This is a genomic window from Pseudidiomarina mangrovi, from assembly GCF_003999375.1.
Taxonomy (GTDB): domain Bacteria; phylum Pseudomonadota; class Gammaproteobacteria; order Enterobacterales; family Alteromonadaceae; genus Pseudidiomarina; species Pseudidiomarina mangrovi.
This window is the reverse complement of record NZ_RJLC01000015.1, coordinates 1-14,407: the sequence shown is the minus strand read 5'-3', so window position 1 is coordinate 14,407 and position 14,407 is coordinate 1. Positions and strand designations below refer to the sequence as shown.

General features: G+C 51.6%; 13 protein-coding genes. 9 read left to right on the top strand and 4 right to left on the bottom strand.

Features of this window, described 5'->3' with window-relative positions; all coding sequences use genetic code 11:
- Nucleotides 1–63 precede the first annotated feature (63 nt).
- Nucleotides 64–1,092: an ATP-dependent 6-phosphofructokinase gene (locus EFO84_RS07605; RefSeq protein ID WP_276317315.1), complete on the bottom strand. Its 1,029-nt coding sequence runs from the start codon at nt 1,090–1,092 to the stop codon at nt 64–66.
- An 86-nt stretch (nt 1,093–1,178) separates the two neighbouring features.
- On the opposite strand from EFO84_RS07605, the gene EFO84_RS07600 reads away from it, so the two are divergent.
- Complete coding sequence (locus EFO84_RS07600; protein ID WP_240642665.1) at nt 1,179–2,231, top strand: Ldh family oxidoreductase; 1,053 nt, start codon at nt 1,179–1,181, stop codon at nt 2,229–2,231.
- Here the strand turns inward: EFO84_RS07600 and pdxH are convergent.
- Entirely contained in the window at nt 2,220–2,861 is a 642-nt protein-coding gene (pdxH, locus tag EFO84_RS07595; protein ID WP_127347468.1) for a pyridoxamine 5'-phosphate oxidase, read from the bottom strand. The two genes, EFO84_RS07600 and pdxH, sit on opposite strands and share 12 nt — an antisense overlap.
- Nucleotides 2,845–4,584, bottom strand: a complete 1,740-nt coding sequence (locus EFO84_RS07590) for an amidohydrolase (RefSeq protein ID WP_127347467.1) — start codon at nt 4,582–4,584, stop codon at nt 2,845–2,847. The genes pdxH and EFO84_RS07590 overlap by 17 nt, the downstream gene beginning before the upstream one ends.
- A 196-nt stretch (nt 4,585–4,780) precedes the next feature.
- Between EFO84_RS07590 and EFO84_RS07585 the strand changes: the two genes are divergently transcribed.
- From EFO84_RS07585 to glnB, 4 genes are all read left to right on the top strand, one after another.
- Nucleotides 4,781–5,407 carry a LuxR C-terminal-related transcriptional regulator gene (locus EFO84_RS07585; protein WP_127347466.1) on the top strand — a complete coding sequence of 209 codons (627 nt, stop codon included), beginning with the start codon at nt 4,781–4,783 and terminating at the stop codon, nt 5,405–5,407.
- A 1-nt stretch (nt 5,408) separates the two neighbouring features.
- A complete protein-coding gene (locus tag EFO84_RS07580) occupies nt 5,409–5,927 on the top strand; it encodes a DUF1285 domain-containing protein (protein WP_127347465.1) in 519 nt (172 codons plus the stop codon).
- A gap of 76 nt (nt 5,928–6,003) precedes the next feature.
- Entirely contained in the window at nt 6,004–7,662 is a 1,659-nt protein-coding gene (locus EFO84_RS07575; RefSeq protein WP_127347464.1) for an NAD+ synthase, read from the top strand.
- Nucleotides 7,649–7,987 (top strand): nitrogen regulatory protein P-II, encoded by a 339-nt coding sequence (glnB, locus tag EFO84_RS07570; RefSeq protein ID WP_127347463.1) that lies wholly within the window; start codon nt 7,649–7,651, stop codon nt 7,985–7,987. Before EFO84_RS07575 ends, glnB begins: the two co-directional genes overlap by 14 nt.
- 49 nt (nt 7,988–8,036) lie before the next feature.
- Here glnB and EFO84_RS07565 read toward each other — a convergent pair whose 3' ends face one another.
- Entirely contained in the window at nt 8,037–8,792 is a 756-nt protein-coding gene (locus EFO84_RS07565; RefSeq protein ID WP_127347462.1) for an outer membrane protein assembly factor BamD, read from the bottom strand.
- A 128-nt stretch (nt 8,793–8,920) separates the two neighbouring features.
- Here EFO84_RS07565 and rluD point away from each other — a divergent pair, with 128 nt between their 5' ends.
- The 4 genes from rluD to pssA all read left to right on the top strand — a co-directional run bounded on the left by rluD (nt 8,921) and on the right by pssA (nt 14,157).
- The gene (gene rluD / locus EFO84_RS07560) at nt 8,921–9,889 is read left to right on the top strand and encodes a 23S rRNA pseudouridine(1911/1915/1917) synthase RluD (RefSeq protein WP_127347461.1); all 969 of its coding nucleotides are present in this window, start codon (nt 8,921–8,923) and stop codon (nt 9,887–9,889) included.
- Nucleotides 9,882–10,598, top strand: coding sequence for a peptidoglycan editing factor PgeF (pgeF, locus tag EFO84_RS07555; protein WP_240642664.1), 717 nt, complete (start codon nt 9,882–9,884; stop codon nt 10,596–10,598). The genes rluD and pgeF overlap by 8 nt, the downstream gene beginning before the upstream one ends.
- A 76-nt stretch (nt 10,599–10,674) precedes the next feature.
- Nucleotides 10,675–13,248, top strand: a complete 2,574-nt coding sequence (clpB, locus tag EFO84_RS07550; RefSeq protein WP_127347460.1) for an ATP-dependent chaperone ClpB — start codon at nt 10,675–10,677, stop codon at nt 13,246–13,248.
- A 75-nt stretch (nt 13,249–13,323) separates the two neighbouring features.
- A complete protein-coding gene (gene pssA / locus EFO84_RS07545; protein WP_127347459.1) occupies nt 13,324–14,157 on the top strand; it encodes a CDP-diacylglycerol--serine O-phosphatidyltransferase in 834 nt (277 codons plus the stop codon).
- Nucleotides 14,158–14,407: the final 250 nt, after the last annotated feature.

Genomic DNA, 14,407 nt, shown 5'->3' with positions numbered 1-14,407 from the left:
ATTCTGCTGGCGAAAAAATAAGGGCGCATATTATCTGCTGAATGCGCCTAAAATTCTAGCATTTCAATGTTTATTCGATGGCTTTTTCACTGGGTTAAAAATGTCTTGTGAAATGCGCAGTAAATTGGCATTCAGTGGGTTTTTCTTGGTCCAGGTGTCAACCAGTGGTATTGCCACTAATTGGTTGGCCTGCAGGCCAGCCATCACTCGCGATTGCCCCTGTAAAATCAGCTCCACCGCATGCACCCCAAGCTCTGAGGCGATAATGCGGTCAGCCGGTGCTGGCGCACCGCCGCGTTGAATGTGGCCCAATAAACATGGCCGGCAGGGCAGGCCGTGCTGCGCTTCTAATTGCTCGGCTAGCGCTACCGCGCCGCCTGGCCATTGATGTTCACTCAGCACCATCACGTAGCTGCCATCGCCACGCACTACTTTGACCCGTTCGATGTGCTTGACGATAGCCTCGATAGTGAGCGGTTTATCTTTTTGCAACTCTGGTAAAATCATTCGCTCGGCACCGGCGGCAACCCCGCTATTGAGGCCGATAAAGCCGGCATGGCGGCCCATCACTTCAACAATGAAGATACGGTCCATGGCGTCGGCGGTATCACGAATTTTATCCAGGGCGTCCATGGCAATGGCCACTGCGGTGGTAAAGCCAATAGTGGCGTCGGTGCCAAATAAGTCGTTGTCGATAGTGCCGGGCACGCCAATAATCTGTCCCTGCCAATGGTTGGCAAGATGTTCAGCGCCGCGAAAAGAGCCATCGCCACCAATCACCACCAGCCCGTCTATGTGGTGCTGATTGAGTACTGCAGCCGCTTCTTGCGCCGCTTCTACTTCTTTAAAGCGGGCGCAGCGGGCACTTTTAATGATGGTGCCGGAATACTGCAAAATATGTTGCACATCGGCTGCCCGCATGGGCATCCAGTCATTTTCGAGCAGGCCTTGGTAGCCATGCTTAAAGGCGATCACTTCTAATCCATAATGTTCTGCGGCTAAAACCACCGCGCGTAACGCGGCATTCATTCCGGGTGCATCACCGCCACTGGTGAGCACCGCTATCCGTGATGGTTGTTTTTGTTCCGACACCAACCGTACTCCTCTTTGTCGTTGTCTGTTAAGCTTAACGGAGTCATGGCTAATAACAAGTAGACAAGGGTATGAGTGAGGTAAAAATGTCGCGATTTGAGGCCCCAGCCATCACTGCCTGGGCACAACAGTGTGCCGAACAGGCCGGCGCTAGCACGGCAGTGGCGGCAAATATTGCCAAGCATCTGGTGGCCGCTGATTTAATGGGCTTTCGCACCCATGGTTTGATTCGCTTACGCTATAACCTCAGCTGTTTAAGCCAAGGCTTAAGCAAAGGGCAGGGCGAGCCGCGGCGGGTATCCGGCCGTGCCGCTATTGAACTGTGGGACGCCGACTTTTTGCCAGGCTTACATACCATGCCCATGGCGGTAGCGCGGGCTATGGCCATGGCAGTTGATTATGGTACTGGCACCGTGGTAATGCGACGCACCCAGCACGTGGCGGCCTTGGTGGTATATTTAGAGCAAGCCACTGCGGCGGGCATGATGGTACAGATCATGTGCGCTACCCCGGCACAGCAAGCGGTGGCACCATTTGGCGGTAAGTCTGCATGGTTTTCGCCCAATCCACTGGCGATCGGCGTGCCCACCAGCTCACAACCGGTGTTGTTTGATGTCAGTTTATCGATGCTGGCAGCGGGTAAGGTTCGTACGGCTATTGCCGAGGGTAAGCCGTTACCATTTCCGGCGCTTATCACCGCAGCTGGTGATTACACCGCTGATGCCCGTACTTTTCTTGCTGATCCAGCCAGTGTATTGGCGCCACTGGGCGGCGCAGATTTAGGTTACAAAGGCACTGGGCTTAATTTGTATAGCGAGCTATGGACGCTGGCCCTGAGTCAATATGGGCGTCACCAAGCGCGCAGCGATGGCGATGCCAATACCGTATGGGTGCAGGTGGTCGATCCCGCCGCGCTGGGCGATAGTGAAGGCTTTAAACAGCAGGCACAGGCCTTGGTTGACGGTATGTGCGCGGCAACGCCGATTGACCCGTCGCAGCCGGTACGTGTACCGGGTAGTGGTGCGTTGGCGCTGCGTGAGCAGCAACTGCAGCAGGGTATCAGCTACAGTGCTGCCATAATCAAGCAATTACAGTGGTGTGCAGAGCAGTACCACACGCCGCTGCCATCAGGGTTGTAGCCGCTCAATGTGCCACTCAGTGTCACTGCTACGGCGGTAGCTAAAGCGGTCGTGTAAGCGATAGCGGCCGCCTTGCCAGAACTCAAATAAGCTCGGCACCACGCGATAGCCACCCCAATGCTCGGGTTTGGGGATCTCCTGGCCTTCAAATTCCGCACTTAATTGGTGATAGCGCGCTTCCAGTTGTTCGCGGTTAGCAATGGGTTGGCTTTGTGCTGAGGTATGCGCACCAAGCTGGCTGCCACGCGGGCGGCTAGCAAAATAATCAGTACTGACCGCCGTATCGAGCTTCTCTACGCGACCCTCAATTTTGATTTGCCGTTCAAGATTCAACCAAGCAAAGTGCATCGACGCCAGCGGGTTAGCGGCTAGGTCTTGCCCCTTTTGACTTTGATAATTGGTAAAAAACACCAAGCCGGTGGCATCTACTTGCTTCAGCAGCACAATGCGCTGGTGCGGCTGCCCATCCGTGCCAACCGTAGCTAGTGTGAAAGCCGTCGGGTCTGGTGAATTAGCTTGCGCTTGTGATTGCTTAAACCACTCAGCAAACAACTCAAACGGATTGGCTGGCAGCTGACTGCGGCGCAGCTGCCCTTGTTCGTAATCACGGCGCTCATCGTGAAGTTTCATCAACAGCCTCGGTGTTCATTTGGATAGTGTAGACCGCCTCGCCAGCAATATAGGTGGCAAGCACGCGTTGCTGCCATAGTGTAGCGGCAGTTTGTGCAAACGGATTTTGATCCAGCACAATAAAATCAGCCCATTTGCCCGGTTCAATGCTGCCTAAGATGCTGTCTTGGCCAGCGGCATAAGCGGCATCAAGAGTAAATGAGCGTAATGCTTCAACTTTACTCATGGCTTCTGCTGGATACCAACCACCCTCCGGCTGATTGTCGCGGTCTTGACGAGTCACCGCCGCATGCAAACCAAAGAACGGGTCGGCTAATTCCACCGGAAAGTCGGAACCAGCGGCAATAATTGAACCTTGCTTGAGGAAGGTTTGCCAGGCATAGGCACCGCGCATGCGCTCTTTACCAAGGCGGTCTTCGGCCATATTTTTATCGCTGGTGGCATGGGTTGGCTGCATCGATGGAATGATGTTCAAGGTTTTGAAACGAATGAGATCATCCGGATGTACCACTTGTGCGTGCTCAATTCGGTGCCGCAAGTTACGCCCGCCATAGCTATTAAAGGCGTGTTCAAAAGCGTCCAATGCAATACGGTTGGCGCGGTCACCAATGGCGTGGGTGTTGATCTGGAAGCCGTGTGGAATGATCAACTCATACAGCGCCTTGATGTTTTCTGGCGAGGTGACTAACAGCCCAAGTTGTTGCGGATCATCGTGGTAGGGGTGTAAGAGTGCCGCGCCACGGCTGCCTAATGCGCCATCAGCGTAAATTTTCACACTACGCACCGTAAACATGTCATCGTCGGTAACAATTGGGCCGTTGGCCAGAAGTTCCGGCAGCTTTGGTTCATTGGCGCCAATCATGGCGTACACCCGCAGTGTCATGGCATCGCTGGCGGCCAGCTGCTGAAATACATCGATGGTCTCAGCGCTCACCCCGGCATCATGCACACTGGTAATACCGCGTTCATTGAGATGCGCAAAGGCCAGTTGCAGCGCATTTTTTTGTTGCTCAGCGCTATCGGCAGGAATAATGGCTTCAACTAAATTCATGGCGTTATCAATCAATACGCCGGTGGGTTCGCCATTGCTATCGCGAATAATTTCGCCACCTTCTGGGCTCACGCTGGCGCCAGTAATGCCGGCCAGTTCTAGCGCTTTGCTATTGGCCCAGCCGGCGTGGCCATCCACTCGGGTTAACCATACCGGGCGGTCGCTGAGGCTTTCATCCAAAGCTGCGGCGCTAGGGAACTGTCGCGAACTCCAATTTTCTTGGTTCCAGCCACGGCCTAAAACCCAGCTGGCTGATTGACCAGCACTGTTGGCAAACTCAGTTACCATCGCTACCGCTTGTTGCTCTGAGCTGGCATCCCGCAGATCAGCTAACTGCAGCGTTTGGCCCAAGCCCAAGACGTGGCCATGGGCATCAATAATACCGGGCAGTACAGTTTTTCCGCCCAGATCAACCCGCTTACTGACGTCGCCTGCCACGCGCTCTACGTCGGCTGCTTCACCAACCGCAATCACTTTACCATCGCGCACCGCAAAGGCTTTGAATTCAACTAATGTGGCATCAGCTCCGGCAGGGCCGGTCAAGGTGTATCCCTGCAAATTGTAATAAAGCGTACTTTCCGCACTGGCAAATGCGGGCGTTAACATTAACGCAACAAGGCTTATGGAGGCCAACAGGCGCTGGCGGTGTAAAGTCTTAGTTAGGCGGTTCATAGCTTACTATTCCTCGATTGAACGCTAATGATTCAGCATTGTTGTGATCGTTTTAGTTGCATTTTACATGCTAAACAGTATGTTTAACCTTTAACATTACTTTACAAATTAACAACAGGTGCTATGCAAGGTTTCCATAGTCAGTGTACAATAGCTGACAGAAATTGGCATCCGTCGGTTGTTGGTTAAGGGCATCATGAAAATACTCATCATTGATCATCAGTTTTTTATTCGTGCTGGTTTGATTCACCTAATTACCAGCTACGCTTCCGATGTGGCTATTTATGAGGCGCCTTCGTTCGATGTTGCCAAAGAGTATTTACGTCATCAAAACAACTACAACTTAATTTTCTTGGATATGGATCTGCCCGACGCAGAAATTCGTCCAACTTTAGCCACCTTGAAAAAAATGGCGCCGGCTGCTCATGTGGTGTTATTCAGCTGGCCGCGGCCATTGTCGGAAGTGCGCCAAGCACTGACTGCCGGTGTGCGTAGTTACCTGCCCAAAGATGCCAGTGCCGAAGAGGCCAAGCTGGCTATTCGTATTCTGCTGCAAAACGACCGCTATTTGCCTGATGAGTCGCGCTTGAACGATAGAGTGAGTAGCCAAGGCAGTGCCGAGAACTTTTTATCACCACGCCAGTTAGAAATTATGCAATTGCTGGCGCAGGGGCTGTCAAATAAAGAGATCGCCACTATTTTAGGCATTACTGAAGGCACCATTCGGGTGCACTTATCGGCAATTTTCAAAGCCATTAAGGTGTCTAACCGCACTGAAGCCACCTTGTGGTACTTGCTCCGTCAAAAGCGTTTAGTGGGTTAACATGGATTTGTCGCAGTTGTTGGCATCGTTGCAACAGCGGCGACAGGCTCCAACTGAATTATGGCAACCTGCCTACTGCGGCGAAATACCACTGCACATTGATGTTAAAGGCGATTGGTATTATCAGGATAGTCTGATTCAACGGCCTGAAATCGTACGTTTATTCGCCTCGGTATTGGTTCGTGACAATGACGATTATTTTCTTGTCACGCCGCACGAAAAAGTCAAAATTCAAGTCGCTGATGCGCCGTTTTTGATCACCCAATGGCATTGGTCAAAGCAACAACCCGCGGTGATGGTGCTGACCACTAATCTCGGTGAACAGGTGCCTTTGTCTGCTGAGTATCCTTTGCTATTGCAACATGATATTCCTTATGTCGATTTGGGCCGTCAGCTCCTCGCTAAAGTGCATCGCAATGTCTATTATCAATGGCTTGAGTTGGCTGAAGAAAAACACCGCGCCTGGGTTATAACCAGCGCTGGAGTGGAATTTACTGTGGCGCAACTCAGCGCAGAATAACACGCTGTGGTTTGCCGAAAATAAGGCCTTGCTATATCATGCGCAGCATTGTTGTTGTGGGAGCGAAAGCACCGTTATGAATGCACTTGTGGTCACTCTTGCCCAGATCAATCTGACTGTTGGCGCCATTAGCAAAAATACCCAGCAGGTGATTGATATTATCGCCGCGCAGACTGATGCCGATGTGATTGTTTTTCCGGAACTGACCATCACCGGTTACCCACCTGAAGATCTGCTGTTACGCCATGATTTGTACCACCATGTGCAGGCGGCGCTTGCGCGTATTGCCGCTGCAGCCACCCAGGCGGCGGTGATTATTGGCTATCCAGAGCGCGCAGACGGGGTGCTCTACAATAGCGCGGCGGTGTTGTATCAAGGGCAGGTTTTGGCTAACTACCGCAAGCAACGGTTACCGCAATATGGCGTATTTGATGAACAGCGCTATTTCAGCCCCGGCGCTCAGCCTTGTAGCCTTGAATTTCGTGGCCATCGCATTGGTTTGCTGATTTGTGAAGACATCTGGCATGCGCCGCCGTTAGCCGCACTCAGTGATTTGCACGTTGATTGGGTGGTGGTGATTAACGCCTCACCCTTTGAGCGCAACAAGCGCAGCCAACGCTTACAGATGTTGCAGCAGCGCAGCAGCGAATGTCAGCGGCCGTTACTGTATTTGAATTTGGTCGGTGGCCAAGATGAGTTGGTGTTTGATGGCCGCTCCATGGTGCTCGATGGCAAGGGTAATATTGCTGCCGAATTGCCCCATGTGGAGCAAAGTATTTGTTCCTTGCGGGTTGCCAAAAGCGGTGAGGTGAGCTGGCTTGCTGGTGCTCAAGTAGCGCCACAAAGTAGCGAATTAAGTGAAATACATGCCGCGTTAGTGCTGAGTATTCGTGACTATGTGCGCAAGAATGGCTTTAAACAGGTTGCTTTGGGGCTATCTGGCGGTATTGATTCTGCGCTGACACTGGCGCTGGCGGTTGAGGCCGTTGGTGCTGCCAATGTACATGCGGTGATGATGCCGTTTCATTACACTTCCAGTATCAGTATCGACGATGCGCAAGCCCAAGCGCAGCGCCTTGGTGTGCACTATAGCTGTGTACCCATCGCGCCTATTTACGACAGCTTGGTCACGCAACTAGCACCGCTTATGAATGGTGACAATAACCCGATTACCGACCAGAATCTGCAAGCGCGCAGCCGCGGCGTGGTGATTATGGCGCTGTCGAATAACACTGGCGCACTGGTGCTAACGACTGGCAATAAAAGTGAGCTAGCCGTGGGTTATTGCACACTATATGGCGACATGTGCGGTGGTTTTGCACCACTAAAAGATGTGCCAAAAATGCTGGTGTTTGAGTTGGTGCGGTTTTGTAACCGCGCCAGTGAGGTGATCCCGGCGCGAGTTATCAGTCGACCGCCGTCTGCGGAGCTTGCTCCAGGGCAAACCGATCAAGACAATTTGCCTGAATATGCTGTGTTAGATGACATTGTGGAACGCTATGTTGAGCGCGACCAATCAGCGGCAGACATTGTTGCCGCAGGTTTTACCCAGCAACAGGTGCAACAGGTGATACGGCTTATTGATCTGAGCGAATACAAACGTCGGCAAGGTGCGGTTGGGCCGAAAATAACCGCGCGTAATTTTGCCAAGGATAGACGCTATCCTATTACCAATCATTATCGCTATGAACTGGAACGACAGTTAGCAAACGAGGCGCAAGATGAAAAAAATTGAGGCAATTATTAAGCCATTCAAACTCGACGATGTGCGTGAAGCCTTGTCCGAGGTAGGTATCGCCGGCATGACGGTATCTGAAGTGAAAGGGTTTGGGCGCCAAAAGGGCCACACGGAGCTTTACCGTGGTGCTGAATACATGGTTGATTTCTTACCTAAAGTGAAGCTTGAGATTGTCGTCACCGACGACCAAGTTGAGCGCTGCATTGATGCCATTATGGAAACCGCACAAACCGGTAAAATTGGCGATGGTAAGATATTTGTCACCACAGTTGAGCGGGTGATCCGCATTCGTACTGGCGAAGAAAACGAAAACGCCGTGTGATAAGCACGGCGTTTTTTTACCAACCAGCGGTGTTACAAGCTGTTAGCGATTAATTGAAAAAGACACTATTTGGGAAGTTAGCTTGCAAGGTGGCAATGGCGTCATCTCGCAAGTCATGCAATTCCAGTTCACCGTAGCTGGTAGCCATGATAATCAGCGCTTGCTCAACTTCAGGCGTGTCGTTGAAATATTCCAGCACATACTTACCACGGTTTGCCGCAGCCAGCCATGCTTCGCGCTTGATGTAGTAGTTAGCCACGGCTAATTCATGGCGCGCTAACCGGCTTTTAATACCCAACATACGTTGCCGTGCGTCACCGGCATATTTGCTATCGGGGAAGCGGCGAATCAGTTCAGCGTAGTCATTAAAGGCTTCTTTCGCTTTGCTTGGGTCGCGGTCGGCACGATCAATACCGACAAACTCTTGCACCCCATTGTGATCAGCGCGCTCATTGACCAAGCCACGCATGTACAGCACGTAATCAATATCAGGATGATTTGGGTTCAGGCGGGTAAAGCGGTCAATGGCTGCCAATGCTTTATCGATGTCACTAATTTTGTAGTACACATAGATCAAATCCATCTGTACTTGGTTAGCCAGCGGACCAAAAGGAAATCTGGTCGATAATTGCATTAAGGTTTGTGATGCGGCGGCATAGTTGCCAGCATTGATTTGGTTGCGCGCTACTTCATAGCCACTTTCAGCATCACTGAGTGCGGGTCTGGTGTCAGCTGTTTCGGGTGATCCAGCGCAGCCGGTGAGGTATAGGCCGGCAATACAAGCCAAAATAATTCGCAGTTTCATAAGTTGTTATTCTAATCTCGGTTGATTTAAGTTTTGGTGCTTGAACCACCAAACAGGTACACTATGCACATTGATTTTTTGCATTCTAACGCAGCGACAGTTGCTTTCACAGGTCCATATTAGATTTTATGAGTGAGCAGATAGTTTTAACCAGTGAAATACCCGTCAATTTAAATGGCAAACGATTGGACCAAGCAATTGCTGAGTTGTTCCCCGATTATTCGCGTTCACGGCTGAAAGGCTGGATTGAAGACGGCCGCGTGGTGCTTGACGGCAAACCCTGTAACGTGCCGCGCGAAAAAGTCCTAGCCGGTATGGTGGTCACCGTGAACGGTGAATTAGCTGAAGAGCAGCGCTTTGAAGGGCAAGATATCGCGCTCACTATTGTTTACGAAGACGACCACATTTTAGTGGTCAATAAGCCTGCTGGTTTAGTCGTACATCCGGGTGCTGGTATGCCTGATGGCACGTTATTGAATGCGCTATTGCACTATTTTCCGGCGATTGACCAAGTGCCCCGCGCTGGTATCATCCACCGCCTCGATAAAGACACCACCGGCTTAATGGTGGTCGCTAAAACCGTTCCGGCGCAAACCCATTTAGTCGATGCCATGCAAAACCGCGAAATCACGCGTGAGTATGAGGCAGTCTGTAATGGCCCGATGACCGCAGGCGGTGTGGTGGACGAACCAATTGGTCGGCATCCAACTAAACGCACGCACATGGGCGTGGTCGCCAATGGCCGTCCAGCGGTCACCCACTATCGTGTGATTGAGCGCTTTCGCGCCCACACGCATCTGCGCTTGCGCCTAGAAACTGGGCGTACGCACCAAATTCGGGTGCACATGGCACACATCCGGCATCCGTTGGTTGGTGATTTTACCTATGGTGGCCGTCCGCGCCCACCGCGCTCAGCGTCACCAGAGTTGCTCGACACCTTACGCGGCTTTAAACGCCAAGCGCTGCATGCCGCACGGTTATCATTGCATCACCCTATCAGCGGTGAATGGATGAGTTGGGATGCGCCGTTACCTGCCGATTTTGTTGCGTTGGTAGAGCAACTCCGGCTTGATCGCAAAGAGCACCCCATTGACTGATTTGTTCCGCGACTATCTGATCCCGCGTTGGGAACTGCCAGCTGGGGTTCACGCTGCTATTACCACAGTCAGTAGCCCGGGTAATTTAGCGCTGCACGTTGGTGATGATCCGGCGGCTGTGATTCGCCATCGGCGCCAACTGAGCCGTGAGTTACACCTTGCTGCACCGGTGCAATGGTTGCAGCAGTATCACAGCACGGTGGTGGTTGATTACCAACAGGCGTCATTCGGTGTCGCTGCCGATGCCATCATAGCCGCGCAAACACCGAGCGTATGCGCGGTCTTGACGGCTGATTGTCTGCCTATTTTGTTGGTTTCCCATGATGGCGCAAAAATTGCCGCGGTACATGCCGGCTGGCGCGGTTTAGCCCATGGCATTATTGAGCAAACTGTGGCACGGCTCAAGCTGCCGCCAGCGCAGTTGCGCGCTTTTATTGGCCCAGCCATTTCACAGGATTATTTTGAAGTGGGTGGCGAAGTGCGCGATGCGTTTAATCGCGATCAGCTCCTTGATGAAGCAACCTTTCGTCCCCATATAGCGGGTAAGTGGCATGCTGACTTACCTGAGTTAGCCCGCCGAATTTTAGCCCGCCAGGGCGTCACGGATGTCACCTTGAGTGGCTTATGCACCTTTAGTGACAAGCGTTTTAGTTCATACCGACAAGATCCTCGCTGTGGACGCATCGCCACACTGATTTGGAAAAATTAAATCCCGCCCTCTTGAAACTGTCGAAATAATACCCACATAAAGGATCAGGATTTACTGAAACTTTCGAGGTATACATATGCGTTTCGACAAACTGACTCATAAATTCCAATTAGCCATACAGGATGCACAGTCACTGGCGTTGGGGCGTGATCACCAATTCATTGAGCCACTGCATTTAATGCAGGCTCTACTCAATCAAGACGGCGGCACACTGCGGCCGCTACTTACGCTCCTGCAAATTGATGCCAGCGCGCTACGCTCTGAGCTTGCCACCGCACTCAACAACTTGGCGCAAGTGCAAGGCAGCGGCGGCGAGGTGCAGGTATCAGCCGCCACCGCGAATCTCCTTAATTTATGCGATAAGTATGCGCAAAAGCGCCAAGATAGCTTCATTTCGTCGGAGCTGTTTGTGCTGGCCGCTACCGAAGATAAGGGCACGCTTGGCGATATTCTGAAAAAGCTTGGGGTCAGCAAAGATCGCGTTGAAAAGGCCATTAATCAAGTGCGTAATGGCGAGCAGGTCACCGATCAAAATGCCGAGGATCAGCGTCAGGCGCTGGATAAGTACACCATCGATCTGACTGAACGTGCCGAGCAGGGCAAACTTGACCCGGTCATTGGCCGTGATGACGAAATTCGTCGCACCATTCAAGTGCTGCAACGCCGCACCAAAAACAACCCGGTGCTGATTGGCGAGCCAGGCGTGGGTAAAACCGCCATTGTGGAAGGTTTGGCTCAGCGCATCGTCAATGGCGAAGTACCCGAGGGGCTGAAGAATAAGCGCGTGTTGTCGCTCGATCTCGGCGCCTTGTTGGCTGGTGCTAAGTATCGTGGTGAATTTGAAGAACGCTTAAAAGCCGTGCTGAACGAACTCAGTAAGCATGATGGTCAGGTGATCTTGTTCATTGACGAGCTGCACACCATGGTTGGCGCCGGCAAAGCCGATGGCGCTATGGATGCCGGCAATATGCTTAAACCTGCGTTGGCACGCGGTGAGCTGCATTGCGTGGGTGCCACCACCTTAAATGAATACCGTCAATATATTGAAAAAGATGCGGCACTTGAGCGTCGCTTCCAGAAAGTCTTGGTGGAAGAGCCCAGTGTTGAAGACACTATCGCTATTTTGCGCGGTCTGAAAGAACGCTACGAATTGCATCACTCGGTGCAGATCACTGACCCAGCCATTGTTGCCGCAGCAACCTTGTCACATCGTTATATCAGTGATCGTCAGCTGCCGGATAAAGCCATTGACTTGATTGACGAGGCGGCCTCAAGCATTCGTATGCAAATTGACTCGAAGCCTGAAGATATGGACCGCTTGGAGCGACGCAGCATTCAATTGCAGCTGGAGCAAAAAGCGCTGCAAAAAGAAGCCGATGACGCCAGTAAAAAGCGTTTAGAGTTATTGCAGCATGAACTGGCGGAAGTACAACGCAAATATGCTGAACTAGAAGAAGTCTGGCTAGCAGAAAAAGCCACGGTGCAGGGCGAGCAGGCGATAAAAACCCAGCTTGAACAAGCTCGTACCGATATGGATATTGCCCGTCGCGCTGGCGATCTCAACCGCATGTCAGAGTTACAGTATGGCCGCATCCCTGAGCTGGAGCGGCAACTCAAAGCTGCGGTCGAGGCCGAAGGCCAAGTTATGCAGTTACTGAAAAACAAGGTCACCGATGAAGAAATCGCCGATGTGTTATCACGCTGGACCGGTATTCCGGTTAGCAAAATGCTCGAGGGCGAGCGTGAGAAGTTAGTCAATATGGAAGCTAATTTGCATCAGCGCGTAGTCGGCCAAAATGAAGCAGTGACCTCGGTGGCTAACGCCATTCGTCGTTCGCGTGCTGGGCTGTCTGATCCGCAGCGGCCAATTGGCTCATTTTTGTTCCTCGGCCCAACCGGGGTCGGTAAAACCGAGTTGTGCAAAGCTTTAGCAACTTTCTTGTTCGACACCGATGACGCCATGGTGCGCATTGATATGTCGGAATTTATGGAAAAACACTCGGTATCACGCTTAGTCGGCGCACCACCGGGATACGTTGGCTATGAAGAAGGCGGCTACTTGACTGAAGCTGTGCGACGTCGCCCATATTCAGTGATATTGCTGGACGAAATAGAGAAGGCACACCCCGATGTGTTCAATATTTTGCTGCAAGTATTAGATGATGGCCGCTTAACCGATGGTCATGGGCGTACTGTGGATTTCCGTAATACCGTGGTCATTATGACCTCCAACATTGGCTCCGATATGATTCAAGAGCGTGCGCATAGTCAAAGCTATGATGAAATGAAGGCTGATGTGATGGCTATTTTGCAGCAACACTTCCGCCCCGAGTTTTTGAACCGCATTGATGAAACCGTGGTGTTCCATCCGTTGGCGCAAAGTCACATCCGCAACATTACCCGCATTCAGCTGCAACGGCTGTATCAGCGCTTGGCGGAACGTGACTATAGTTTGCAATTATCGGATGACGCGCTGGACCACTTGGCAGCAGCTGGGTTCGATCCGGTTTACGGCGCTCGGCCGCTGAAACGCGCCATTCAGCAGCAGCTGGAAAACCCGTTAGCGCAGCAGATTTTGTCTGGCAAATTGCTACCGGGCCAGGCGATTCATGTGGAAGTCGATGGTGAACAATTCCTCATCTCGCAATGAGCAAACAAGCTATGTTATCCTGTCGCACCCCATCGCTAACGGTGGGGTGTGCGGAACGACATTAAGGATGCGACTATGCCAACTAACACCGACCATCAGCCTAACGCTAAACGTGGTATCTATCTGTTACCGAATTTACTGACAACGGCTGGGCTGTTCTCGGGTTTCTTTGCCATTGTGGCATCTATGAATAACAATTTTGAATCGGCAGCCGTGGCTATTTTTATCGCTATGGTATTCGACGGCCTCGATGGCCGCGTAGCGCGAATGACCAACACCCAAAGTGATTTTGGTGCTGAATATGACAGCATGGCCGATATTGTTTCCTTTGGTATGGCGCCGGCGCTAGTGATGTATAACTGGGCCTTGCATGACCTCGGTAAATTGGGTTGGTTAGCAGCATTTATCTTCGTCGCCGGTGGCGCCTTGCGGCTGGCGCGTTTTAACACCAACATCAATACCGTGGACAAGCGCTTCTTCCAAGGCTTAGCTATTCCAAGTGCCGCAGCTATTGTCGCCGGTGCAGTGTGGGTAGGTAGTAAGTACGCTATTGACCCGACCGATGTCCATTATGTTGCTGCAGCTCTGACCATCATGTGTGGCTTATTAATGGTGAGCAACTTCCGTTATCACTCATTCAAAGATGTTGATTGGCGTGGCCGCGTATCATTTATGGTCATCTTGATCGTGGTATTGGCGTTCGTAATTGTCGCCACTGAACCATCATTAGTGTTGTTTTCGATTTTCCTACTTTATGCCCTCTCTGGTCCAGTGACGACATTCCGCACTGTTAAGAAATTAAAGTTGGAGCATGTGGTTGGTGATGCCAGCGATGACTGCGGTGAACAAGTGGACACTAAAGCAGCAGAAAAGGCTGAAAAATCCAGCTCCACAGCCAAACCGGACTAAAAAATAATCAAACGATCGGCAAATCTAAAAAAGATCTTGCAGGCGGCAAAGCGATGGTTATAATTCGCGGCCGTTGTCAGTCACTGACGGCGGCAATTTAGGGACTGCTCAGGCAGTAAAAAAGATCCAAAAGGATCTTGACCTAAGCCAAGGATGACGTAAAATACGCATCCCGCTTCGGATAAGAAGCAACGCTCTTTAACAATATACCAAGCCAAGCAAACTGTGTGGGCACTTACCGGATTCAGGC